Below are 25,482 nucleotides of genomic sequence, written 5' to 3'. Positions count from 1 at the left end.
TCCTTCCACCCAGAGAAAAAACCTCGCTGGCTGTCCGTTTGAGCTTGGTGTTCGTGTGATTCGTGCGAAATTCGTGCGATTGTAGCTGAGAAGAGGGAATGGCTGTGGGAGGAAGAGCGATAGCGTCCGCCTTTAAAGATTTGTTCCAACCCTTTATATTCAATTCAGGGAACAAATCTTTAACAGCGGCTGGAGCCCACACCCATTCCCTCCCGTAACGCTCCCAAGTTTCGAACACGCCCATCAAAGGACGCCACAAGGCGTTTTTCAGTCTATATTATTCCGATATTTCCCAGGGGAGCAGCCCACGATTCGTACAAACAATCGGTTGAAGAAGGAGGGCTCATCATAGCCAACAGATAAAGCGACGTTGATAATTTTTTCCCCGGTTTCCCGCAGTAAATACTTTGCCTTTTCGATACGGACATTGTGCAAATGCTCGATGACACTGAGACCGATCTCCTGTTTGAAGATGCGGTTTAATTGTCGTTCACTGATCGCAAACAGTCCGGCTAGCATAGGAATCGTTATTTTCTGATCGTAATGTCGCTCGATGTATCCACTGATTCGCTGAACCATCATTAAGTTGTTGTTGAGCTTCTTGCCCGTTTTTTTCTCTTGAAACGAGTAATTTCTGGAAAGCAAAATGAACAATTCTATCATTTGCAATCGAATGAAGGTTTGATAGCCTTGATGTCTATTATGCATCTCTGTCATCATGCCATCTAGAATGTTAAGGGCCCGCATGGCATCTTGTACCGGGAGGTTCAACCGGTGATGGAATCGGCGTTCATTGTTCAGAAAAGGCTGCACATAGAAGAAGTCGAGCGATTGCGTGATTTGCAGCTCTTGCAGTAACGATGCAGGGAATAACGCAGGCAGAAACATACAATTGATGATTTCCAGTTTTTCTCCCTTGTCCAAAGCATAGCCGTGTGCTTCCCCTTGATTAATGATATAGACATCGTTCGTTGTGATCTCATAGGAGCCATCGTTGAAAAGATGTCTGGCCTGTCCCGACTTGACAAACACAAGTTCAACAAAATTGTGCTTATGCAGATTCGGTAAGTCGTGAATGTCGTGAATGTCGTGAATGTCGTGAATGTTGCTCTTTACCCCAAAGGGAAAACCATCTACCATAAATGCGTAATCGAACATTCTCACCTTTGCCCCTCCTCCTCCGCGCACAGTTAACCCTGTTATTTTCGACAAATTGGTAAGAAACTCCTCCATTTTTTGAGCACTTCCGCCATTGCAGGCCGTCCGCGTGCGCAGCTATTTTCAAGTGCTATTCCATATGTTATCCGAATGCACATTCCTCTGCGATGACTTGCTCTACCTGTCGGAATCGACCCTATTGTTGGCGAAATAACCCATGAAAATGGTTTGGGAAAAAGCAATAATGAAAGCTAATGAAAGCATTATCACTTGTAAAAAAACTAAAAGGAGAGCAATGAATCATGAAAAGAAAAAACGGAGTGATCTCCTTCTGGTGTCTTAATCATGATCTTGAAGATCACGAGCTGAAATGGCAGTTGAATGAGTTAAAAGATAAAGGATTTTGCGGAGTATTCATCCATCCGAGAGATGGCTTACTTACTCCTTATCTCTCCGAACATTGGTTTGAAAAGGTAGAAGTCATCATAGATAAATGCCGTGAATTAGATTTGGATGTATGGCTGTATGATGAAGATCCTTTCCCCAGCGGCACGGCGAGCGGCAGGGTTATAGCAGATTATCCCGAATACCGGGCACGGGCTTTACATAATGATTCCTTTGAAGTTAACGGAGGCAAGGTTTGTATTGATTTCCCGATGGGAAGATTGCTTCGCGCTGTCGCTATTCCTGTTCAACCGGCTGATTCCGTTAGTCAGGTAGATATAACCAAATATGTTGGCACCATAAGAAAGGAATGGAAACCAGCGCGAATTTCACACCATAATTATTATCCACCCTATCATGCAGCAGGTAATCCGCATTGGCGCACTGATGCGACTGGCACTTCTTTTCGGCTTGAATGCACGCTGCCGGAGGGCAGCTGGAAAATATGTGCGTTTATTGAACGCGTAATTGATGCACAACCTTGGGACGGCTATACAGATGTTTTGAATCCGGAGGCTGTAGGATATTTCATGAAGCTAACGCATGAATCCTATTTTTCAAGATTCGGCAGTTATTTCGGGCGGGAGATAAAGGGGATTTTTACAGATGAAGCCAAGGTTTTCGGAAGTGTTTCCTGGACACGTGAATTCCCCAATCACTTTCAACAAAGCTTTGGTTATGACATTGAGGAGCATTTGCCGCATCTTTGGTATACTTTGGGCCGCGAAACCGCACAGATTAGACATGACTACCGTTATGCACTGGGGGACCTGTTCAAAAAGTCATATATAACGCCCATTTTCAATTGGTGCGAGGAGAAAGGGATCATCAGCACAGGGCATATAAGTCCAGAGGAGGATCCGATAGGGCAAACCATCTATAGTCCCTATCTGCTTTCGGTATTAAAGCAGTTTCATCTGCCGGGTACGGATCTTATTGCTGGTCAGATTGGGAGCGCAGAGTACCCCTTGCTTCATATGGGACCCAAGCTTGCCAGCTCGGCTGCTCATCATATGGGGAAGAACGAGGCTATTGTGGAAGCGTTCGGAGCCAATAGCTGGGAATTGGGCTTTAAGGAAATGAAAAAAATGGCGGATTGGCTGATGGTTATGGGCGTTACAGATATAACGATACATGGACAATTTTATTCCGTGGATGGCCCGAGGAAGAAAGAAGCGCCTCCATCCTTATTTTATCAATCCAGTCATTGGCCATTTTTTAGTTCTTTTATCAGCTATATATCTGAAATTTCAGAGCTTGTGAAGCAGGGAACACATAAATGCCATGTGCTGCTTTATTATCCTCAAGCTTCGTTTAGTGCTTATTATCCGGACCGGGTGTTGGAAATGAATCAGCTCAGAACCCGATTAGGCGATTTAATGCATCAGTTATTGAGCCATCAGTGGGACTTCGACTTGGTGGATGAGGAATCACTGCTTCATATGAAGACATCGGATGGGAAAATCAGAGGTATTCAAGAAACCTACGATGTGCTACTACTTCCCTGGTGCGAATATTTGGAAGATGGAGTTTCTCATTGGTGCAGAGAGCTGGTTGCTGACGGCGGACAAGTCTGGCTGCTTGGATCAGAGCCACAGCTTATTCGGTCTTGCCATGTAGGGAAGGAGCGGCTGCAGGAAGTGCAAGGAAAGCAAGGAGATCAGGAAGATCAAGAAATAGATTTAGCTGAATTTTGGAACCGGCATGTTACTCTTGAAAGCTTGCCTGGAGATTTAAGCAAGACGGTCAAACGGGAAATAGAACTGCTGCAGATCAGGGATGATGGGACAAAGAATCACGATGTCAAAGGCATTTACATGCAGCTGCGGGAAATTGGCGAGGTTAAGCGGGTGTTTCTTGTTAATGCTTTGGATTGCGAATTTAGAGGGGAAATCATCAATCAACAGAATAGGAAGGCTTCTATTTATATACCTCCTTATGGATCCATAATTATGGATGTAGAACCTGAAGCTTTGCACCATCAAAAACTTTCAGGGATTGCAGCAAGACAAGAAATTGAAGCTGCAAGGGGCGGTCAAGAGCAAATCGTCGATTTGGCATCTGACTGGAAGGTTGCTCCGGAAGCAGATAATGTTTTGGTTTTAACACAATGGCATTTTTGGGAAAAAAATCTGGGTCCAGAAGCTGATTGGGTTACTACTGTTCCTCCCATAGATATATATGAGCAGCCAGGCCTGCTTTTTTCAGGAGATGGATGGGGCTTCGCCCGCTTTTTTGTAAAAGGGGAACCCCAAACCACAAAGTTGGTTTTTGAAAAGTCTGCTTGGGAAGGCGAATGTGAAATATTGGTTAATGGACATTCAATTCCTGCTCCTGTTCAGGTTCGGCGGTTTGATGTGTGTAATTATGAGGCGGATATCACTGCCTTTATACTTGGGGGAGAGGCGCTTCAATTGAATTTGGTGGAGCTGCGCTTTAAGCACGGGAGATTAATGGAGCCTTTAAGAATTTATGGTGATTTTCATCTTTCAATGCCATACTCGGGCTTCTCCATAGGACATATTAATTATGAAGGAAATCCGGCAGCCTTATTTTGTTTAACCTCTTGGGAAGAGCTTGGGTATCCCCATTATTCAGGAACAGTATCCTATGAGAAATGTATGGATTTACCTGAAAAGTGGGGAAATGAGGAAAGCCAATGCATTTATTTCAGCGCGGAAGATATTTGTGATGTCGCTACTCTTTTTGTCAACGGAATTGAAGCCGGTACAAGGATGTGCAAACCATTTGTATGGGAGGTTACATCTCTTGTGAACTCCGGGAGCAATCAGTATGTGTTAAAGGTAGCGAACAGTCCTTTGTCTCTATTTCAAGGAGCTTATGTAAAATCAGGGATTTTCGGTGCGGTGAAGTTGATTAGGGAGGAATCTGAAAGTCGGTGATCGTAAACGTCACCATCAGTTATAGCAGGAAATTGCAGCCTGTTCAATTAAACTAACGTTCTTCGTTAGTAACGAAGGGCTGCCTGACTGGCAGCCCTCATGATGTTGAACTATAGGTTCTACATTGCTGAATAAAAAGACTAATCTCCGATGCAGGTGTTTATTTTATTTTATTCAATAATTTTGTCAACATTCTGCTCAATGTCCCTTGATCGACGAAAGGAGCAAGACTTGCCAGAAGATCCGGGCTAAGATGTTCCAATTCGACTCGTTCAATCAACTTCTCGAGATTTTCCCTGCCCAGGAAAGGTGCAAGGCTAACAATCCGGTTCGCATCGATGTCCCCGTCTACAACCCGTTCTACCAAACGACTTAATGTCACTCTGCTAATAAAGGGTGCCAGTCCTTGAACGGCATCCCAAACAATTTCGCCGGCTTCTGCCTGACGAACGAGTTCGTCCAATGCATCTGTTCCGAGGAACGGTGCCAGCCTCATGATCACGTCTAACTTAAGGACACTGCTGTCTAATCGTTCAGTAACCTTATCCAGAACGCTTGCCTTTACAAACGGAGCTACTTCTACAAGCTCTTCCACCTCAGCCTCTCCGGTATTGACCATCTCTGCAACTTGTTCTGACCTGTTCTCTGCGATCTCCTCAACGATCGTTCCTAAGTGCTGGTGCTCCCTTTTTTCCGCGGTTTCTCCTGCATTTAAAATGTCATCTACCGTTTTGCCGAATAACTTCGCAAACTGCGGAAGCGTTCCGATATCTGGTAGCGACTCGCCCCGTTCCCATTTCGATACCGCTTGATGACTTACATTCAGTTGATCAGCAAGTTCCAATTGGGTCATATCCTGGTCTTTGCGAAGCTTTGAAATATAAGCTCCAATTTTACGTAAATCGAGCATCGTATACCTCCGATAAAACAAAATGTACAGTGCGCACTGTCGAAACCAGCATAGCATTTCCGTAAACGTCATCCTATCAAGCGTTGGTTGAATTGTCACATCCTGCTTTATTCAACTGCTAGTAGAATTGTCCAGTCTTCCTGAAAAGGACGCAGCAAGTCATTTCTCAATTCACCGAATTTCTATACTGCAAAGGACTTTTGCCGACTAATTTTTTGAACACCCTGCTGAAATAAAGAGCATCTTCATAGCCAACCTCCCTGGCAATATCATGTACCGCACTAAAGCTGCTCTTTAGCAGGAATTTGGAACGTTGAATTCTAAGCTGCTGGATATAGGAGCTCATCGATATGCCCGAATGTTTTTTGAAAATTTGCCCCATATATTCGTAGCTAAGGCTCAACATTTTTTCCATATCGTCTTTATCTGTTTTTTGGATATATTTCTGGTTCAGATAAGCAATTAAATTTCTATAGGTGATATAGGTGGTTGGCAGAGTGGTATCCAGGTGATACTGCTCCAAATAATCGTTGGCTAACAAATCTACAATTTGAATCATATAGACGGCAGACTTGAGTTTGAAATATCCTTTGGGATTCTCGATGGCATGGGCAAGCTTCTCGTACATGCCCAGCAGCTCATAAACGCGGCTTGGCTTAAATTGACGTGGCAATAAAACCATGTCCTCTGTATCATCAGCATCAATTCTTAAATCCTTATGATTCATATGGACAAAAAATAGCTCAATATCGGTTTTAGTCCAGTTTTTGACGTGTTGAAGTGGCGGAGATGAAGAGAATTGAATCCAGAAAAAGCCAGCATCTTCTGAGATTTCTTTCCAAAACCCATGCTTTTCCCAAGGCGTCAGTATCAAAGTTTCTCCTGCGGCCAGTGTTAGCTTTTCCTCATTGACTCGCAGATAAATAGGGCCTTGGGTTACGGTAATTAACTCAAAATAGGGATTGTAATGTTCAATTAAATAAACGCCATAATTGCCTTTAATATGGCTTGCCCACTTGACATCTAAACGAGATAACCTTGGAACAGACAGAAAATCCATGGACCCTCCTTAGTGTGGTTCAGTCGTAATTATCGGGATATGTCTATACTTTTAGCGATTGGATGTTGCTATGATTACTAATAGAAAGATGATGATGTACTCATTATATGATGTTTTCGCCATTTATCCAAGGGAGGCGATCAGCCGGAGCTTAACAAGTTTGAAGGTTATGATGAGCTACGAAGAGTTACGAGGAACCAATAAAGTTAATGAAGTTAAGGGCGTTAAAAGATTTAGATACAGAAATGAGGTAATCCGCATGAGCAAGCTGGAAAGTATTCTAATGAAGAAAGACATCCCGAGCTATATTACGCCACTTTTCTGGCAGCATGGTGAAGATGAAGACATACTGAGAAATGAAATTAAGCAGATGGGCGAGAACGGAATTGGCGGTTTTGTTGTTGAATCTCGTCCACATCCGGATTTTCTGGGGGAGCCATGGTGGCGTGATCTAGATGTAATTATCGATGAAGCGAAGAAACGGGAAATGAAGGTGTGGCTGTTCGATGATTCCGCTTATCCGAGCGGTTACGCAGCTGGCAGAATTCGTGATCATTACCCGGAATACCTCAAGGTGTTTTTGGATGAGAGACATATTGATGCCAACGGACCGCTGCAAGGAAGTTCTTTTATTATCAAGGCTTGGCTGGAGCCGGGCGAGACATTGGTAGCCGTAGTAGCCGCTCGAAGGACGGACGGTGTCGATGCTTTGGATGGCGAAACCTTTATTGATCTGACGGGGCGCGTGTCGGACGGCATTGTATACTGGGATGTTCCTGAGGGAAGCTGGCGCTTGTTCATGCTGGTTAAGACAAGAAACGGCGGAGAAGATACAACCAACGACTACTTAAATCCCATAGATCCCGAGCCGGTAAAAGCTTTCATTGAAATCGTATACGAGGAGCATTACAAGCGGTATGGGAAAGAATTCGGGAAAACCATTGCAGGCTTTTTCTCAGACGAGCCCAGATTTGGTAACGCTCACACGTATGAAGGAACCTTGGGTCAATCTCAAAGTAATCCCCGGCATAAAATGGTGCTCCCGTATTCCGACCAGCTGCTGGGTCACCTGGATAAGGCCTGGGAAGGAGACTTCCTGCGTTATCTTCCTTGTTTATGGTATGAAGCGGGTCCCATCACTCATAGCGCAAGATATGTGTATATGGATGTTGTAAGCACATTGTTCGGTGAAAATTATACCCAGCAAATTGGCGATTGGTGCAGAGCGCATGGCGTCAAATACATCGGGCATCTGATAGAGGATAATGGCGCTCATGCAAGGCTGGGATATGGACCGGGGCATTTCTTCCGTGGTATCAAGGGGCAGGACTATTCGGGCATGGATCTGGTTTATCAAGTCTGGCCGGAATTTACATCAGGTAGACATCTCACGCCTTTAGGTTATCTGGATGCCGATTTTTTTTACTGGGGTATTACAAAAATGGCGAGCTCAGCAGGGCATATGGATCCCAAAAAGGACGGGACAACCGTCTGTGAAATTTTTGGAGCGTATGGCTGGCAGGCCGGGTTGAAATTAATGAAATGGCTGACCGATCATGTCTGCGTTCGTGGTGTGAATCATCTAATTCCGCATGCTTTTACGCCCAAAGCCAACGATCTGGACTGTCCGCCTCATTTCTATGCACGTGGAGATAATCCGCAATGGCGATATTTTCATCTCTGGTCTGCTTATGCGAACCGGGTATGTCATTTGCTTAGCGGGGGCCAGCATGCTGCATCGGCTGCGGTCATTTATCATGCGGAGGCCGAATGGTCAGGGGATTATATGCCTTTCGAACAAGTCGTAAAAGCACTCGCCCAGAGACAAATCGATTGTGATGTGGTTCCCATCGATACCTTTGTCCATCGGGAAGCTATGACCTTGGAAAAAGGACGGGTTGTTATTAATGACGAACCCTTTAAGGCGGTAATCGTTCCCTATGCCAAAAGACTGCCAGAGGCATTTGTCGCTGTACTTGCCGAGCTTGCAGCTTTGGAAATTCCGGTGATTTTCATGAATGATTTCCCTGCCGAAGCCAGCATAGCGTCTGCTGAATTCGAGTCAATCATGAACGAAATCAGAAAGAGTTCTTATGTGCACTGCAGCTCATGCGCTGAGCTCCCGGATAAGATGATCGCCATGCAGCTTCATGAATTGGAGACGAGCTCCTATGAAGAGAATCTCAGAACGTATCATTATAAACATGAAGAGGAGCACGTATTTTTCCTCACGAATGAGAGCAAATACAAGGCCGTTCATACTGATTTGACGATTCAAATCGAAGGCACGCCGGTCATTTTTGACGCCATGCACAACCAGTTTATTGAAGCTCAATATACCGGTGCAAAAGGATCTACGAGGATTAGCATAGAATTGCAGCCCTACGAGTCGCTTTTTATTCTTTTTAACAACAGTTCTAACAACAGCACGAATGATACGCAGCCGTCTGTTTCGAAAGCTCGCAAAGCTTTTACATCTCATGAAATCGTTCTCACGGAGCCTTGGAAGGTGTCCATCTCTGAAGCGCCGCATGTTTCTGACTTTTCGCCGCAGCCCTTAATTCAAGGATTAGGCAATATATCGATACCGGCGATTCTTCCTGAATTTTCGGGGACCATTCGCTATGAAGCTGAATTTGAACTACTGCAGGAAATGTTGGTGCCGGCTGAGTCTGTTCTTTTGGACCTGGGGGATGTGTATGAGGTAGCAGAAGTTTGGCTGAATAACCAGCCAGTGGGTGTGAGGATATGTCCGCCTTATTCCTTTGATGTGACAGAGCTGCTTGCAGAGGGAAGAAACCAGCTCAGGGTCGATGTAACCAATACGCTTGCGAAGAAGCGGGGACACAATCTGCTGGATAGAGCTATGGCGCAGGAACCATCGGGATTATTGGGACCGGTAAAATTGTTAACATGAGGAGATGACCGAGGACATGGTAAAAAAATGGGGTTTAAAGTATACCGCTATTTGCTTGATCATTTGTATGATATTCTCGTCTTTCGGCACTGCTTTTGGGGCGGAAGCCAAGTCCGATTCCAAGTCCGATTTGAAAGGGCATTGGGCGGAAGCCCAGATGAACAGCTGGATGCAGCAAGGATTCATCCAAGGTTACCCGGACGGAAGTGTGAAGCCGGATAACTCGATCACCAGGGCGGAATTTATGACGCTGGTCAATAGCTCTTTCGGATTTACAGAAAAGGCGGAAGTGTCTTCCACGGATGTAAAAGCGACGGACTGGTTCTATGACCAGGTTGCCATGGCTGTCCAAGCGGGTTATATATCAGGATATCCCGATGGAACCATGGGACCTAACAAATCTATAAGCAGACAAGAAGCTGCGGTCATTGTGGACAGACTTCTTGGTCTTACCGAAATGGATCAAAAAGAAGCTGCAGCCTTCAGCGATGCGGGACAGATCGCAAGCTGGAGCATAGACGCAGTCAAAGCATTGGTATCCAACGGGATTTTGAATGGATATGAAGGGAATTTATTTAAGCCGCTGCATGCTATCACACGTGCTGAAGCCGTTGTGACTTTGGAGCGTGCGATACAAACCAAACCCGGCATTTATAACACTGCAGGCACCTTCGGTCCTGAAGCCGGTACAGAAACCTTAACAGGGAATGCTGCGATTCATGTTACTGGAGTAACACTAAGAAATATGGCGATCACCGGAAAGCTATTGTTTGGCAAAGGGATAGCAGAGGGCGATGCCTCCTTAGCCGGTGTTACTGTAAAAGGAACAACGACCGTTAGCGGTGGTGGAGTGAACAGTATTTATATCGAGGATTCTGCTCTCGCCGAAGTCATTATTGATAAGGACGGAGCTGTACGCATCGTCGTGAAGGGTTCAACGACAATAGAAAGCCTAATCGTAAGAACGCCAGGGGCAATTTTGGAGCTTGGTGAAGGAACGAAAGTAGGCAAGTTGACGATTCATGCAGCGGTAAAAGTAACGGGTAAAGGCACAATTGCCGTAGTGGATGAAAAGGTGGCAGGTTCAACATTCGAAACGAAACCTGTTTCATCTGTTACACCAGCGCCGGGTATGACAGCATCACCAAGTCCTGGATCAACTCTAGCCCCAAGTGCAACACCGGGACCGGGCACTACGCCAGGACCAACCGCAACACCAGGACCAAGTCCCACACCGGGACCGGGCACTACGCCAGGACCAACCGCAACACCAGGACCAAGTCCCACACCGGATCCGGGCAAAAGCCTGAATATTGTGGAAGCCGGTCAGGCCAAGGGTGTGATCATCGTAGCCGCAGATGCGAACTCCCGGATGCTTGCAGCGGCGCAAACCCTTTCCGATTATGTGCAAGAATCGACCGGAGCACGTCTGTTGTTCCACCAATCCTTTGAGCCTATCGATGAGGAAAGCTTGGCGGAGGATGTAGTCCGAATATACGTGGGAATGAAAGCTCCTGAAGATGAGCAGCAAGTCAATGGCGTGTTGGAGGGGCTCCCCAATGATGGTTTTGTCATTGTGCCAAGTGCGAACAGGATTACCATCATCGGCCCCACAATCTCAGGGACGGAATTTGGAGTGTACGATTTCCTCGAGAGATATGTCGGTGTCAGTTGGCTGCTCCCCGGACCTGATGGCGATGATGTGCCTGAGCACCAGACGATTACAGTGTCTGGGCAAACGGTTCGTAATGAACCTGTCAACATATCCCGACAGTTTTTTGGAACTGAATTTCCGATTGCGATTGAAGGCGTGAATAATGCAGCCAATGCGGAGTGGGCGAAACATAATCGACTGCTGGATAATATCCAGTTCCATCATAACATGTCTAAATTGTTTGATCCGGAGGTTTTTGACAAGCACCCTGAGTATTATCCCGGAGGCGTTGTACCGACGCATGCTTTCAATTGGCAACCGTGCTTCAACGATACGACAGCAGAGGTGGCCATCGAGCGTATCAAGGCCTATTTTGATGCGAATCCTGATCAAATTTCCTACTCTTTAGGTACGAATGACAGCTCGAATTACTGTGAAGCCAACCTGACGGACAAAAAGAATTCTATCGGCGCAGTGGATATGTCGGATTTCTATTATCCTTGGGTCAATAAAGTTGTTGAAGGTGTCTTGAAGAATGAGAAGTATAAGGATAAATACTTTGGATTGCTGGCTTATTGGAATGTCTATGATCCTCCAGCCAATCTGAAGCTTCATGAACGTGTAATTCCTTACATTACGGATGACCGCATGTCTTGGATCGATCCAGATATGGAAGCTATTGGCGTGGAGCATACGGAAAAGTGGCAGCAGGCTGCGACTAACCTGGGATTCTATGAATATTTATATGGCGCTCCTTATAATGTGCCTCGTGTGTATTTGCATAAGATGGCGGACAACTATAAATATGGACAGGAAAATAGCGTTATTGCCCACGTGGCAGAGCTGTATCCGAACTATGGCGAAGGCCCGAAGCCTTGGCTTTCAGCCAAGCTGCAATGGAACCCGAATCAGGATACCGACACTTTGTTGCAGGAATGGTATGAACGTGCAGTAGGCGCAGAAGCCGCACCATATTTGCAGCAGTACTACGCATTATGGGAAGATTTCTGGACGACACGTATTTTTGAAACAGCCTGGTACAAGGCTTGGGCTACCTCTCCGAATAGGAATAATTTCATGAATATGGATGATCACAGCTATTTAAACGCGGTCACCAAGGAGGATATGGCTGAGAGTCGGCGCTTGATGGAGCAGGTTATGGACAAGGCGCAAACTGGTAAGCAGCAAACCCGTGCAGCTCTGCTTATGCGCACCTTCGAATACTATGAAGCTTCGGCGCTCAGTTTTCCGCGAACAAGCGCTGTCACGACTCCTTCCAATGAACAGGAAGCGCTGGCCCTGCTCGATGATGTCAAGCTAAGCGTGGAGCTGGCGAAGAAAAGGCTTGAACTTAGGAAGCAATTTAAAGGAAACCCAGTTTTGGAAATTTTGGACTACCCGAATAACGGGGGCATTTGGGATGGTATGCAGAAAACGTTCATTAGCGCGCTTGAAAGATATACCCTAACCGAGCCGGATAACGGGGTTGTTGGTGAGCGCTTGAATCAATTTCTGGAAGAACATTCGATTCTTTCGGCAAGGGCTGTCAAAACAACAGCAAGCAAGGAGGACATCCTGCAGTCCCTTGATTTCAGCAAGGGGCCATGGACCGATGCGGCGCCGTTTAATAACTTTTATATCATGAACACAACTACGGAAGGACCTGTAGAAACGAAGGTATACCTGTTGTGGGATAAGGAGAACCTCTATGTCGGTTATGAGAACTTCCACAGCGATCCGGCCAAGATGGTCGTCAGTAATGATATAACAGCAGGTGGCTGGTGGAGCAGTGGCGGTGATGATTCCGTAGAAACTTTCCTGAGTGGAGATTTGAAAAAGGGCTATAGAGGCTTCTTTACGAATCCCAACAGCGTCAAATTTATTTATAACAAAGATGCGGGCAAGTCGTATGAATTCAATACGCAATTTGTTGACTGGTCCGCTAATGCCGCAACCGCGAATGACAAGTGGAATCTGGTGCAAGTGATTCCATTCTCCAGCATTGGTGTTGATACGGATGCAACCAAACAATTGCAGGGCTTTTTCTTCCGGAATTATCGTGGCAACTCGGTCTATCTGGGCTGGGGAGGCGGGGCTCCGTGGACGGAGGCGAATATTCATCCTATCTACCTGATCGATGCTGAGCAAGCAGAAATACAGTCGGTTTCGGCACAGGAAGGAACGATTAGCGTCCAACTGAATCAACCTCCATTAAGCAAGCCTGGAGCTAATGATTTTACTATTGAACAAAGCTTTAATGGCGGCAGCGGGATACCGGTTACGCCCGTCGATTTGAAATGGAATGCAGCAACCCGGACAGCAGCCATTAAAGTGCCGGTTTCGGCGGCTGCTACAGAGCAGAGCGTTGTATATAGCGTATCTTACAAAGGCCAGACCGCAGTTCAAACTGCACCTCTTCAGCTAGCACCAGTGGTGGACCTGCACAATTTGCTGCAGAACCCATCCTTTGAAGCTGGTGATGGCTCTGACACAGCGCCTCCTTGGGATTTGGGCTGGGCTGGGGGAGAAGGCGGGACGATAACACGAACCGATGCGATACAGAGAACGGATACTTACAGTCTCGAAGGAACAGGTCTGACTAAGGGCGGATCGCCTTATCAAGGGAATATTCCTGTGGAACCAGGGCTCTACCAGTCTATAATCCACTACTACATTCCGGAGGATTCAGAGACGAATGGGACGATCCAATGGATGAACATCGTGAAAACAAACGGAGTAGATAATTACATCGTCACGGACAAAGTGCCTGTTTCCACGAATAAAGGCATCTGGCAGGAGCTGGAGCTCATATTCGAGGTCAGCGCTGCATCGACTGTATTGTTCAATTTCCCATCGTGGGACTTTCTGCCTGGGGAAAAAATCTATTTTGATGATGCCGCGTTGTACCGCTTGGACCGTCCTGTTGTCGATGAAACAGCAATCACGGCAGTGTCTGCCCAAGAAGGTGCGATTAGCGTTCAGCTCAGTCAAATACCTTTGAATGAGCCTGAAGCTAACGACTTCACCATTGAGCAAAGCTTTAATGGCAACAGCGGGATAGCTGTAACGCCTAAGGATTTACAATGGAATGAAGCTGCACAGACAGTTGTTTTGGTAGTACCCATTCCAGCCGCTGCTACACAGCAGAGTGTCGTGTACAAGGTGTCTTACAAAGGCCAGACCGCAGTCGAAGCTGCACCACTTCAAGTAGCTCCAGTGGCGGGCTTGGTGAATCTTTTGCAGAACCCATCCTTTGAAGCCGGTAATGGCTCAGCCACAGCCCCTCCGTGGGATTTGGACTGGGCAGGAGGAGAAGGCGGTACGATTACACGGACTGATGCGATACAAAAAACAGGTACGTACAGTCTGGAAGGGAGCGGCTTGACTAAGGGGGGCTCACCTTATCAAGGAAATATTGCTGTAGAGCCCGGGCTCTATCAGTCGGTGGTTCACTATTTTGTTCCGGAGGATTCGGCTGCGAATGGAATGATCCAATGGATGAATATCGTGAAAACAAATGGAGTGGATGACTATATCGTTACCGATAAAGTACCTGTGTCCACCCATAAAGGCACTTGGCAGGAGCTTGAATTGATATTCGAGGTTAGCGCTTCTTCCACTGTACTAGTTAACTTTCCATCTTGGGATTTTCTGCCCGGGGAAAAAATTTACTTTGACGATGCAGCCTTGTACCGCCTGGACGGTCAGGTTATCGACGATACCAAAGTCACAGCAGTGTCTGTTCAGGAGGGGAAGGTTAACGTTCACCTGAGCCAAATACCAAAGAACGAGCCTGTGGCTAGCGATTTCATCATCGAACAAAGTTTTAATGGTGGCAGCGGGATACCGGTAACGCCAACAGCGTTTTATTGGAACGCAGCTAGCCAAACAGCGGTATTTACTGTACCTTCCATTCCGGCTGCTTCTACCAAGCAGAGTGTTGTCTACAAGGCAGCCTATAATAATCAGGCCCATGTGGAAGCGGCAGCTCTTCAGATCGAGCCTGTAAGGGGACTGGTAAATATACTGGATAATGCTTCATTTGAATTAGGTGATGGTACAGGCACAGTGCCCCATTGGGACTTGAGCTGGACAGGAGGAAATGGGACCTTGAAGCGCAGCAGCGCCGTAAAAAGAACCGGTACCTACAGTCTAGAAGGAGTTGGCCTGACTAAAGGAGGCTCTCCGTACCAAGCGAATGTCAGCGTAAAACCGGGATTGTATCAGTCTGTCATCCATTATTTCATCCCGGCTGACTCGGCTACGAATGGATCGATTCAATGGATGAATATTTTGAAAGTCAATGGGGCTGATCTCTATCTCGTCAACGACAAGGTGTCCGTTTCCACGAATAAAGGCACCTGGCAGGAGCTTGAGGTTGTTTTCAGGGTCAGTTCTTACACAACGGTCCTGATCAACTTTCCGTCATGGGATTTTCTGCCGGATGAAAAGATCTATTTTGATGATGCAGCTTTATACAGATTGGGCAATTAAACACAAATAATAGGGCAGCTTAAGCTGCACATGAAACCAAGGAGATGGAATGGATGCTGCAACTAAATTATGAAACATACTTAAACAAGGTTCACGGAGGATGGATTGGCAAATGTATCGGCGGGGCCGTAGGCGGCTTGCAGGAGAACAACAAAAGTCTGATGGATTATACGATGGACAATATTTTCCCGAAAGTTATTCCTCCCAATGATGATCTCGATCTGCAGGTATTGTATTTGCAAGAGGTGTTGGAGAAGAAAGGTTCTCGTATTACAACAGAAGACATTGGTGCGGCATTTGCAACCTTCAACCTGTGCATGGCCAATGAATACTCTGTCGCGATCAAAAATATAGAATTAGGCATTCAGCCTCCCTACTCCGGCAGCTTTAACAATCATTTTTTCCGGCATTCCATGGGCTGCCCTATCCGCTCTGAAATCTGGGGGTTCATTTGCCCCGGACATCCTGATGTTGCTGTTCAGTATGCGTACAAGGATGGAATTATTGACCACGAGCAGGAGAGCGTATATGGTGAGCAGTTTTTTGCGGCGCTGGAAGCCCAGAGCTTTCTGGAACATGATATTCATCAGTTGATCCATTTTGGTTTGAAGTATGTGCCTGAGGATACGGAGCTTTCCCGGTGCATTTATTTTGTGCTCGATCATTACAGCAGACAAATAGACTGGCGTGTAACACGTCAAAATATGACCAAAAGATTCGGGTCGGCAGATGCTTCCTACAGCGTTATTAATTTAGGGATTACTATTCTTGCGCTGCTATATGGGGAGTCGGATTTCACAAATACGATGCTGATCGCCGTAAACTGCGGTTATGATACGGACTGCACAGCGGCTACTGCAGGTGCTATTCTGGGCGTCATTTATGGAGCGAACAGCATTCCGGAGTTTTGGCTGCAGAAGATCGGGGAAGAGATGGTTATAGGCACGGTTGATATCAAAAGATATTCAGACAAAATTATCGATTTGGCGAAGGATACTTGTACAGCAGGTCTTTCTCTTGCTCGGGACGGTGTTATTGAGGTTCAATTCACTGACCTTCCTGCAGATGCCAAGCCATCCCTGCCGCTTCCAATCCCGGTTGAGCAAGTGGAGCTTGCTGTCAGCTATCAGGGGCTTCCCAGTATCGGTTATGGGGAGACCAGCAGCGTATCGATTACCGTTACTAACCACGCAGATGAGGAGTTTGCGGGTCAATTGAGCATAGCTCCAGCGGCGGCACTTCTATCCAGTGTGAAGGAAATTGAAGTAAGGATTTTGCCAAAAAGCGAATTTATCCTTTCAGTGGATTTTGAGGTCAAAGCAGATATCGAAAGCCTTCCGCAGAGAAACATCAACTTTGTAAAGCTGGTCAAGGATGGTGCCGGAGTCACAACTGCAATCACCGAAAAATCATTTGGATTGTCGGGAGCGGCCAGAATGAAAGTCATAGGGCCTTTCTGGGACAACTACGATACTACCCGCTATGAGAGCGATCCGTACAACGGTTTAAGACCAGACACGCTGCATGCTATGTTTAACGGATATGTCAATTTGGATAAGCCTTATATCGATGAATCCTTTGCAGATTTGCATGAGCTTGAGTGTGAGCTTGTTAACATGCATGAAGACAAAATCAGTCCTGACAGGTTCATTCATTATGCAGGCCCGAGCTGCATTTACCTTGTCCATGAAATCATTTGCCCGGAGGACCGCTTAAATGCCGAACTGCTGATTGGCAACGAAGGGCCCTATAAAGTCTGGGTCAATGGCAAATTAGCCATGGAAAGCAGAAGCGCAGCAATGTGGATGCCTTACAATGATGAGACCTTTATCGATCTAAAGGCTGGCATCAATACCTTGGTGATCAAGCTCCTGCTAATCGGAAAAACCTCTGACTTCAGCTACGTATGCAGAAATGAGGGGTCCAAATTGCATTTGTTTACCGATCTGGAAAGCCATATTCCGGCACCTGTCGTGGTTCCTGCTGCAGTTAATTAATGCCACTTTACAAAGTAAAAAAAGTAAAAAACATTATGTACTACTTATGTGATAAAAAAGGTGCCCTTCGTGGCACTTTTTTTCTTGAGAGCTTGGCTGAAAATAAGCGCTGTCTTTTGCTCCGACAGCGCTTTACCCAATTTCCTAGTGTATGAAGAATAGATGGATGGGTTCCTTCTCCTGATGGGTCACTTCCAGTTGACAGTTGTATTGCTTTTACCAGGCCGTCCAGCCGCCGTCAACGGTAATATCGGAACCAGTCATAAAAGCGGATGCATCCGATACAAGCAAAATGACAGGACCGACTATATCAGCAGGCACACCTACCCGGCCCAGCATGGTCTTCTCCTTTAATTTTTGTTGAAACGCATCATTGCGGTTGACTTGTTTATGTAAATTCGGAAATGGTCCTGGTGTAACACTATTGACCCGGATGTTAAATTCAGATAGATGCGCCGCGCAATATCTCGTATATTGGAGAACTCCCGCCTTGCCAGCACCGTAGTTGGCCGGATTGTTTGCCCCGCTATCGCCATATATGCGAGGATCTGGTGAGACAACACCGTACATCGAAGCAAAATTGACAATACTTCCCCCGCCATTTTCCTTCAAATAGGGAACCGCTTCTCTCGTGCAGCGGAACACAGTGCCGAGCGCGCCATCCAGCCCTTTCCACCAGTCTTCGTCTGACATTCGATCCACGGTACCACTCGGGCCGAATCCCGCTCCAAACGCCGCACAATTGACTAACGCATCGATATGGCCAAAATGCTCCTTCGCTTGCCTGAACATCTCTTGAATGGACGCCGTATCGGAAACATCGCATGGAATCCACGTTCTTTTGCCGTGAAGCTCGGACAAGTCAGTCTCCATTTTGTCAGCAATCACAACCTGGGCACCACAGGAAATCATGCCTTTTGTAACGGCTGATCCCAAATATCCGCTCCCCCCCGTAATGATTACTACCTTACCTTCCAATGAAAATATTGTGGAATTCGTCAATTTAAACTGCCCCTTTCTAACCGTGTCTTGTTACAATCGTCTTGCCGTATAGCAACCGAGGCCGGCATAGTTGCAGCGAACGCTCGGAGGTTAGTTTTGCGTTTCTCGTATAATGAGAAAACGTCTCGATATTTTCACATCAAGAAAGGCTTACTATACAGAAAGCCAGCAAAACCGTATAGATGTTAAAAAAACACAATTAAGAGATTTCTCACACAGCTTCCAAACAAAGTCATCTTAAATTCTCTTATTGTGAGACACCTTCTCGTTTTTTTGTTAATTATAGTTTAACGGCTTAGATTATAACCGTCAAGTACTTTTGAGCGTGTTGTTCACTTATTTGCAACCCAAAAAAAATGTCTTAGAAAAAAAATCACGGTTTTTTAAACTTTTTGCAGGGAGCGTCGTTATACTGTCCGACAATCTACTCGTGCGCGCGGGAGTTGGCCAAGTAAGAATGGAGGCAGCCAATCATGCAAGTAGTAATCCAGCAATTATGCAAAAAATATGGCAGCAAACAAGTGCTGAACGGAATTAACCTGACATTGGGCACGGGAATGTTCGGCTTGCTCGGGCCCAATGGGGCGGGGAAATCAACGTTGATGCAAATATTGGCAACAGTAATACCCAAAACATCAGGGGATGTGCAAATCGGGCACTGCAAGCTTGGGCGCGATGAACGTGAAATTCGTGGCTTGCTTGGCTATCTGCCACAAGAGTTTGGGGTTTATCGCAAGTTGACAGGGGCTGAATATCTCGATTATGTCGCGTCCATGAAGGGGATCACAAATAGCAAAGTCCGGAAGGAAGCAGTAGCTGATATGCTGTGCAAAGTCAATCTGGAAGAGAAGCGCCATGTGCGTATAGGCAAATATTCTGGCGGGATGCGGCAGCGCATCGGTATTGCCCAGGCGCTGCTTGGTGATCCGCAGTTCATTATTGTGGATGAGCCTACGGCAGGGCTAGATCCGGAAGAACGCATGCGATTTCGTGATATGCTGGTAGAACTGGGCAAAGATCGTACTGTGATGCTGTCTACACATGTCGTCGCCGATATCGATAATAACTGTCAGAGTATGGCGATTATGAGTGGGGGGCGCATCGTATTTCACGGTACGCAAGACCAATTGCTCCAGCGTGTGCAGGGACAAGTATGGACGGTCCAGGTGGGTGATGAGAAACTCGCTGAGCTCAAGGAAGCCGCGGCCATCGTGACTGCGAGGCGTTCAGGAGCCGGCTATGAGGCGCGTGTTCTTGCCAGTTCTGTCCCACTGCCTGGCGCAGTACAGGAAACGGCAGGACTTGAGGACGGATATATCGCGGTCATGAGAGCGGGGAACAGCCTATGAGCCTGATTCGCTATTACAAAACCGAGTGCAAGCTGCTGCTGCGCGGCCCAGGCTTGTATCTCATGTTAGCAACCATGGCCGGCATCCTGTATTTGATGATTCAGACCATCGATGCAACATTGGATCGTGCAGTATACGTGATGGATATTTCTGAGGTGTATTGCAGTGTAGCCATCATTATGCTGCCTTTGCTGGCAACGGCGATCGCACGGCGGGATGAAGAATGGAAGACAGCAACCATGATGGCCACCTTCCCGTATCGGACATGGGAAATGGAGGCTGCGCGCTTGCTCTGCGCAGTAACCCTTCCGTTAGCAGCTGCGCTCGTGCCGATGGGGGCTTATGCATGGTTGGTCTTAAATGATGGCATCTCATGGGGAATGCGTGAATGGTATACATGTGCTGTATTGGCTTCCTTTGCCATCCCGATGGCATGTGCAACTGTAATTGCCTATTTGGTAGGCATCCTTATCCGCAAGCGATACAGTTATTTGATCAGCTTCGTCCTGTTGCTGGGCTTGGCAATTATTCTACCGGAATTTTTTAGGACCGAACGCCCTTCTTTTTCATTACCGCCTCATACGCAGGTTTGGTTTGATTATTCACTAGTCAAATATATTGGTAATTCCTACTCTCGTATATGGGGATTTATCTATGATCCGGCATTTTGGCTGCATCGCGGCATGGTTGCTGTTATAGCGGCAGGAATGGCCATGGCTGTACTACTAGTAGTATGTGGGCACAGGCGGGAACGGGCCAGGGCATGGCTGGTCTACCCTACGATGCTGCTTCTGGGTGCAACATTGTTATGGGCAGGTAGTGCGATGTACGGACACTTGCAGGAACGGGTCGATATTGCGGATGCCAATGAACTTTTCTATCGCGAACGTCTTACTTCAGCCAATGATACCACGCAACAGCGTGAACTGGAGCAACTGTTCGTTGCTGGAGTTGCAGCGGGCAAATATACGGAGGCGGATATTGAGGAAATGTCTAGTATCACCATTAACAAAGAAAACTTGGAAGGACAGACGCTAAATGAACTGGGGATTCCCAGCAATCCGCTCTCGGTATCCCATATGAAAGATCTGCTTGCCGGAATGAGGTTTCAGGATCTGCACATTAACAGCTACAAGCTGGAGTTGGAATTACTGCCGCGGCATGGACTAGAAATACAGGCGACGATGCAAGCAAGCAATGGACAAGCGGAGACGTTAGGGCGATTCCCCATCATGCTGCGGCATATATTTGACGTACAGGAACTGAAGGTGAACGGTGCTGCTGCTGCCTATGAATGGGAAGAGGCTACAGATGTAATGTGGATCACTCCTGCTGCGGACGTTATGCCAGGCGAGCATCTGGAGATCGAGATGACATATAGCGGTACCATAAATGATTGGCGGCACTATTATTCCTCCGCTCCTAGCAGGGATCGATGGGAGCAGGTCGCTGTCGTCGATGATAACAGGCTGTTCCTGCCAGCCTTCTACGGCTGGTACCCCGTTATCGGCAATAGCCGGCTATCGGAATTGCTTACACATCACTACGAATGGGGGCGCCACGCTACAAATATTCTGGACACAGACTTGCCGCGCCCTATGGCGGGCTTTGAGGTTGCCGTCACAGGGCCAAGCGGCTTGAAACTGTTCTCCAACGCCTCTGTCATTACTAGTGAGCAGGCTGGAGAAAAGGGAGCTGCAGTAACGCGTCTGGAGTTGGATGAAGCAAGTGGACTGACATTGTTTGGGGGCGATCTGCAACTTGCAGAAGCGACAGCAGGCGGCAAGACGTTGCGTCTGCTGGCATCCTTTCAATTGCCTGCCAGTTCAGTCGAGGAAGCAGCACAGTTAGCAGCCAGGCATTACGCCGAAGCGGCGCGTACTTTGGAAATGTTGGATGGAGAAGCTGCAACGAGCTTTCCCCAAAGGATTACTATGGCGCTTGCCGATTATCCGTATTATAGTTTGAGTAATTATGGTTTGAACACCAGTGGCATGGTAGATGCAGCAGCGGCAGGTCCGGAAGCTCGCGATACCCACTTTTTGTCTAAGTTCGGTTATTTTAGGGCGGAAATTGAACAAGGGAAGAACGGGAATATACAACTGAGAACTGGGCAATACTGGCTGGATTACAGTGCCAAACGTAGAGAGATTAGCAATGCGAGATTGGCCTATTTTAACAGTCAATATATACTGAACAACTTTTTTCAGGCCTATATCGAGCGCAAGGTGGCGGGAGAGGAACCGACAGATCCACTGTTCGAACATGGCAGCTATTTTTTAAACGGCAGACCGAATCAGGTTTATGACCTTATGAACACAATATACAGTCAGTTCGGCATCAAAAGTGTATACGAAGTCATCAAGCTCGTCTATGACAGTATTGGCACAGAGCAGCTAATCCTGGATAGCGATGAACAAATGGAAGAGCTTCTGCGAGGCTATTTGCACAGGAAAACGGAGGGAGGAAAATGAAGGTCGCTCTCATCCTTTTGTCCCGTGCAAAATATGCATGGCGCATACTATGGGGCGGCTACTTGATTGCTATAGCTGTTATTGCAGCGTTGATAGCAGCTGGTTGCCTCTTGCTGCCAGAGTTGTTGCCATCTTCAGGTTATTATCAAGTCAAAATGGCTTATATTTTTATTCTGCCTTTACTTACGATTGCCTTAAGTGCGGCCTTGTTCGCCGATGATTTCAGTGAGGGTACTTTTGCCCACCATTTCAGCTATCCGTATTCACAACTACTCGTGTTCGCCGAGCGGGTAACGGTCGCTGCGCTATTGCTTATTATCTATGAAGCAGCGTTGCTCTGGGCAATTGACCGCTGGGCGATCGCTTTAAGTACGGAACAACTAGCATACATAATCAAACATAGCCTCAGTGTGAATATGTTTCTCGGCGGTCTGGCGGCACTCAGCAGTCTGCTCGGGCGCAATATGGCTGTCGGGCTAGGAGTGGGGGCAACGGTGTGGCTGCTGGAGTATTTTATGTCCAGTATGCCGCTCAATCGTTATTATTTATTTCAAGCCATCTGGCCGGTGAGCCGGTTCGCAGATAAATCGCACAACGCCATCGCATTATTTGTGGCAGCTGGGATACTGCTCTTCTTGTGTTTGTTGCTATTGGGAAAAGGCAGAGGTTGGCTCGTGCGCAGGCAATAGTGCCGGGTGAGAAAGGAGGGAGTCAAGTGGACAGCAGGGCTGTTGTTACGGATGAGCAACTGCTCGCGCAATACAAGCAAGGGAATACAGCCGTACTGGAGTTGTTCGTCTATCGGTATCATCAGACCATCTATGCGTATTTATACCGTCTGACCAGCAAGCGTCAGCTCGCAGAAGATTTGGTGCAAGAGTGCTTTGTCAGAGTGTTCACGGCTTTGCAAGCGGGCCGGTTGCCTGAACGGTTTCGACCATGGATTTATCGAATCGCGACGAATCTTTGCCGTGATGTATGGAAGTCCGGAGCTTATCGCTATGAAGTGGCGGCTAAGGATACCGGCGTGTATGATGCGGCAGATGGCGGTAAAGATACGGTAGCGTCTTTTTTGGACAAGCAGTATGAGCGCGAAGCCGTCATTGCTGCTCTTGGCGCTTTGCCTGAGGAGGAGCGGCAAATTATTATTTTGCGTTTTTACGAGGAGCTCAAGTTGGATGAAATAGCCGAGCTGCTGGAAATGCCGCTTGGAACGGTCAAGTCCAAGCTGTATGGGGCATTCAGGCGGCTAGCCCATACATTGCAGAAAGGGGAGGATCAGGATGAGCTACAGTTCCGGAAGCGGGAGCGCCGATAACGGCAGTCGCGACAGTCAACTGCAGAGGGAATTGCAAGAGCAGAGGCGACTGGAGGAAAAGAGCGAAGCATCAGCGGACCAATGGGAGCATGAGCGGATCGGGGCGGTATTCAGCCAACTGGATCGCTATACCGTGGAAGGTCCCAGCAGCCAGCAGACTCAATCCCTGCTGGCGCTTGCCGCTGCATATGCTACACAGCCTGAGAGGACGGGCGTCGCACTCCCATCAAGGCGAGTGGCGAGACATGACAAGCTTGAGCGGCAGACAGCTGTCGCAACGTCTCTGCCCGTAAGGCTAATGCAGCGCATGGCAGCCCAGGCAAGGACGATGCATTGGCTGTTTTGGCTTATATCAGCGCTCATGCTTGGCGCAGGAGCAGCCATCGAGGGGCTGGCAGCAAGTGAATGGTTCAGTAGCCCGGCCAAGCCAGATGTATTTCTATTTACGATTCTATTGCTCCCAGTTGCCAGTGTGGCCTATTCACTCCGATCCATGCATACGTCAATGGGTGAGCTAGAGGCGACCTTTCCTGTTACGCCCGTACAGCTTATGGTGGCTAGAATAGGAACCATACTGCTGTATGACCTCCTTCTAGGACTGTTGTTTTATGGAATACTCGTCACGACGGGTACCAGCGGTGAATTCGGATCTAGCACTGCTGTACTGATCACAGAGCTATTACTGCCGATCTGCCTGAGCACATTTGCAGCGCTGGCTGCGATGCTTCGCTTCGGGACATGGCCTGGTACCGCGGCTGTGCTCGCAGTGGGCGTCATCCAGTTTGCCGCTGGCGATAGGCTTGGCGTGTTTCAACTGTTCAGCGAATACGGGTCCGCTCACTGGCTTACAAGCAAGCTCGTTGCTGTTGGCCTGGCAGTAGCGCTTGGTGTTTGTACAAGCATGTTGCTACGCCATCGGCATTATTACAAGCAATATGAATAGGAGGGAAGAGTGGTGCGAGGAGCTGAGCTGAAGCTGACTGCGGTCGAACTTCATACAGATAATGGTCACCTGCTGCTAGGGGATGTGAATCTGGCTCTGCCGCCAGGCTGGTATGGTTTGGAAGGCGCCAATGGCAGCGGAAAAACAGCATTGCTCAAAGCGATAGCTGGCCTATACGAGCCTGTACGCGGCCTGATTACCTATCAGCTTCATGGCGTGGCGTTGTCAGGGAATGCTTTCAAGCCTTATCTGGGCTACAAGCCACAGCAGGCAGCGTACTATGACAATATGACCGTCGAGGCATACTTGCGTTATGTGGGTGAGATGAAGCTGATGCCGCGGGCGACCATTGAGGAACGATCTCGCGAGCTATGTGAACGGCTCGGTCTTTCTGCCGAGTGGAAGACGCCCATTCAGCGGTTGTCAGGCGGCAACAAGCAGCGGCTTATGATTGTTCAGGCGATGCTTGCTGATCCATGGTTTCTGCTGCTGGATGAGCCTCTCTACGGTATGGATATCGAGAGCCGTTTTCTGCTGTTAGATGCGTTGTACGAAATGACACCTGGCACAGTCGCTATCTTTTCAGGCGCATTGGAGGGCCTGCAGGGCGGTTGGCTGGATGCTGTGATCAAACTTGACAATGGTACGGCGGCGCTGCATTGATGCAGCGCCGTTTATATATTAAATCATCCTGCTGCGGCAGCGAAACTTGCCTGGCGGATGGAGCCCTCATCCATTATTCCCTTCCTCCATCCACCCAAGTCAAGAACACGCACCTCAAAGAACACGCACCTCAAAGAACACGCACCTCAAAGAACACGCACCTCAAAGAACACGCACCTCAAAGAACACGCACCTC

General features: G+C 47.5%; 14 protein-coding genes. 10 read left to right on the top strand and 4 right to left on the bottom strand.

Translation table 11 applies throughout. The features are described from left to right. Positions 1 to 267: 267 nt before the first annotated feature. Positions 268 to 1,158, bottom strand: a complete 891-nt coding sequence (locus J2Z66_RS32440; RefSeq protein ID WP_245376015.1) for an AraC family transcriptional regulator — start codon at positions 1,156 to 1,158, stop codon at positions 268 to 270. Between the two features lie 302 nt (positions 1,159 to 1,460). Here J2Z66_RS32440 and J2Z66_RS32435 point away from each other — a divergent pair, with 302 nt between their 5' ends. Then, positions 1,461 to 4,505 (top strand): glycosyl hydrolase, encoded by a 3,045-nt coding sequence (locus tag J2Z66_RS32435; protein WP_209976925.1) that lies wholly within the window; start codon positions 1,461 to 1,463, stop codon positions 4,503 to 4,505. A 160-nt stretch (positions 4,506 to 4,665) separates the two neighbouring features. On the opposite strand, the gene J2Z66_RS32430 is transcribed toward J2Z66_RS32435, so the two are convergent. Next, entirely contained in the window at positions 4,666 to 5,415 is a 750-nt protein-coding gene (locus J2Z66_RS32430) for a helix-turn-helix transcriptional regulator (RefSeq protein ID WP_209976924.1), read from the bottom strand. Positions 5,416 to 5,581: 166 nt separating this feature from the next. Next, entirely contained in the window at positions 5,582 to 6,475 is an 894-nt protein-coding gene (locus tag J2Z66_RS32425; RefSeq protein WP_209976923.1) for an AraC family transcriptional regulator, read from the bottom strand. 70 nt (positions 6,476 to 6,545) lie between these two features. Between J2Z66_RS32425 and J2Z66_RS32420 the strand changes: the two genes are divergently transcribed. The 3 genes from J2Z66_RS32420 to J2Z66_RS32410 are packed head-to-tail and all read left to right on the top strand — an operon-like array spanning position 6,546 to position 17,537. Next, positions 6,546 to 9,392, top strand: a complete 2,847-nt coding sequence (locus J2Z66_RS32420; RefSeq protein ID WP_209976922.1) for a glycosylhydrolase-like jelly roll fold domain-containing protein — start codon at positions 6,546 to 6,548, stop codon at positions 9,390 to 9,392. Positions 9,393 to 9,408: 16 nt separating this feature from the next. After that, positions 9,409 to 15,540 (top strand): DUF4838 domain-containing protein, encoded by a 6,132-nt coding sequence (locus tag J2Z66_RS32415; RefSeq protein ID WP_209976921.1) that lies wholly within the window; start codon positions 9,409 to 9,411, stop codon positions 15,538 to 15,540. 53 nt (positions 15,541 to 15,593) lie between these two features. Continuing rightward, complete coding sequence (locus tag J2Z66_RS32410) at positions 15,594 to 17,537, top strand: ADP-ribosylglycohydrolase family protein (RefSeq protein ID WP_209976920.1); 1,944 nt, start codon at positions 15,594 to 15,596, stop codon at positions 17,535 to 17,537. Between the two features lie 216 nt (positions 17,538 to 17,753). On the opposite strand, the gene J2Z66_RS32405 is transcribed toward J2Z66_RS32410, so the two are convergent. Continuing rightward, complete coding sequence (locus J2Z66_RS32405) at positions 17,754 to 18,539, bottom strand: SDR family oxidoreductase (RefSeq protein ID WP_245376004.1); 786 nt, start codon at positions 18,537 to 18,539, stop codon at positions 17,754 to 17,756. Between the two features lie 473 nt (positions 18,540 to 19,012). Here J2Z66_RS32405 and J2Z66_RS32400 point away from each other — a divergent pair, with 473 nt between their 5' ends. The 6 genes from J2Z66_RS32400 to J2Z66_RS32375 are packed head-to-tail and all read left to right on the top strand — an operon-like array spanning position 19,013 to position 25,286. Further along, on the top strand, positions 19,013 to 19,888 hold the full coding sequence (locus tag J2Z66_RS32400; protein WP_209976919.1) for an ABC transporter ATP-binding protein: 876 nt from the start codon (positions 19,013 to 19,015) through the stop codon (positions 19,886 to 19,888). After that, entirely contained in the window at positions 19,885 to 22,362 is a 2,478-nt protein-coding gene (locus J2Z66_RS32395) for a M1 aminopeptidase family protein (protein ID WP_209976918.1), read from the top strand. The genes J2Z66_RS32400 and J2Z66_RS32395 overlap by 4 nt, the downstream gene beginning before the upstream one ends. Before the next feature lie 17 nt (positions 22,363 to 22,379). Next, complete coding sequence (locus J2Z66_RS32390; protein ID WP_209976917.1) at positions 22,380 to 23,051, top strand: hypothetical protein; 672 nt, start codon at positions 22,380 to 22,382, stop codon at positions 23,049 to 23,051. Positions 23,052 to 23,077: 26 nt separating this feature from the next. Then, positions 23,078 to 23,680 (top strand): RNA polymerase sigma factor, encoded by a 603-nt coding sequence (locus tag J2Z66_RS32385; RefSeq protein WP_209976916.1) that lies wholly within the window; start codon positions 23,078 to 23,080, stop codon positions 23,678 to 23,680. Then, positions 23,646 to 24,623: a hypothetical protein gene (locus J2Z66_RS32380; RefSeq protein WP_209976915.1), complete on the top strand. Its 978-nt coding sequence runs from the start codon at positions 23,646 to 23,648 to the stop codon at positions 24,621 to 24,623. The genes J2Z66_RS32385 and J2Z66_RS32380 overlap by 35 nt, the downstream gene beginning before the upstream one ends. A 9-nt stretch (positions 24,624 to 24,632) precedes the next feature. Then, complete coding sequence (locus J2Z66_RS32375; protein ID WP_209976914.1) at positions 24,633 to 25,286, top strand: ATP-binding cassette domain-containing protein; 654 nt, start codon at positions 24,633 to 24,635, stop codon at positions 25,284 to 25,286. Positions 25,287 to 25,482 lie beyond the last annotated feature (196 nt).

The organism is Paenibacillus eucommiae, assembly GCF_017874215.1.
Classification (GTDB): domain Bacteria; phylum Bacillota; class Bacilli; order Paenibacillales; family NBRC-103111; genus Paenibacillus_AI; species Paenibacillus_AI eucommiae.
The sequence above is the reverse complement of the archived record's forward strand: the minus strand, read 5'-3'. Positions and strand labels throughout refer to the sequence as shown.

Excerpts from the sequence above, each read along its gene's own strand:
- J2Z66_RS32440 (WP_245376015.1), bottom strand. The coding sequence starts at position 1,158 with ATGTTCGATTACGCATTTATGGTAGATGGTTTTCCCTTTGGGGTAAAG.
- J2Z66_RS32415 (WP_209976921.1), top strand. The coding sequence starts at position 9,409 with ATGGTAAAAAAATGGGGTTTAAAGTATACCGCTATTTGCTTGATCATT.
- J2Z66_RS32395 (WP_209976918.1), top strand. The coding sequence starts at position 19,885 with ATGAGCCTGATTCGCTATTACAAAACCGAGTGCAAGCTGCTGCTGCGC.
- J2Z66_RS32425 (WP_209976923.1), bottom strand. The coding sequence starts at position 6,475 with ATGGATTTTCTGTCTGTTCCAAGGTTATCTCGTTTAGATGTCAAGTGG.
- J2Z66_RS32400 (WP_209976919.1), top strand. The coding sequence starts at position 19,013 with ATGCAAGTAGTAATCCAGCAATTATGCAAAAAATATGGCAGCAAACAA.
- J2Z66_RS32430 (WP_209976924.1), bottom strand. The coding sequence starts at position 5,415 with ATGCTCGATTTACGTAAAATTGGAGCTTATATTTCAAAGCTTCGCAAA.
- J2Z66_RS32410 (WP_209976920.1), top strand. The coding sequence starts at position 15,594 with ATGCTGCAACTAAATTATGAAACATACTTAAACAAGGTTCACGGAGGA.
- J2Z66_RS32435 (WP_209976925.1), top strand. The coding sequence starts at position 1,461 with ATGAAAAGAAAAAACGGAGTGATCTCCTTCTGGTGTCTTAATCATGAT.
- J2Z66_RS32380 (WP_209976915.1), top strand. The coding sequence starts at position 23,646 with ATGAGCTACAGTTCCGGAAGCGGGAGCGCCGATAACGGCAGTCGCGAC.
- J2Z66_RS32420 (WP_209976922.1), top strand. The coding sequence starts at position 6,546 with ATGATTACTAATAGAAAGATGATGATGTACTCATTATATGATGTTTTC.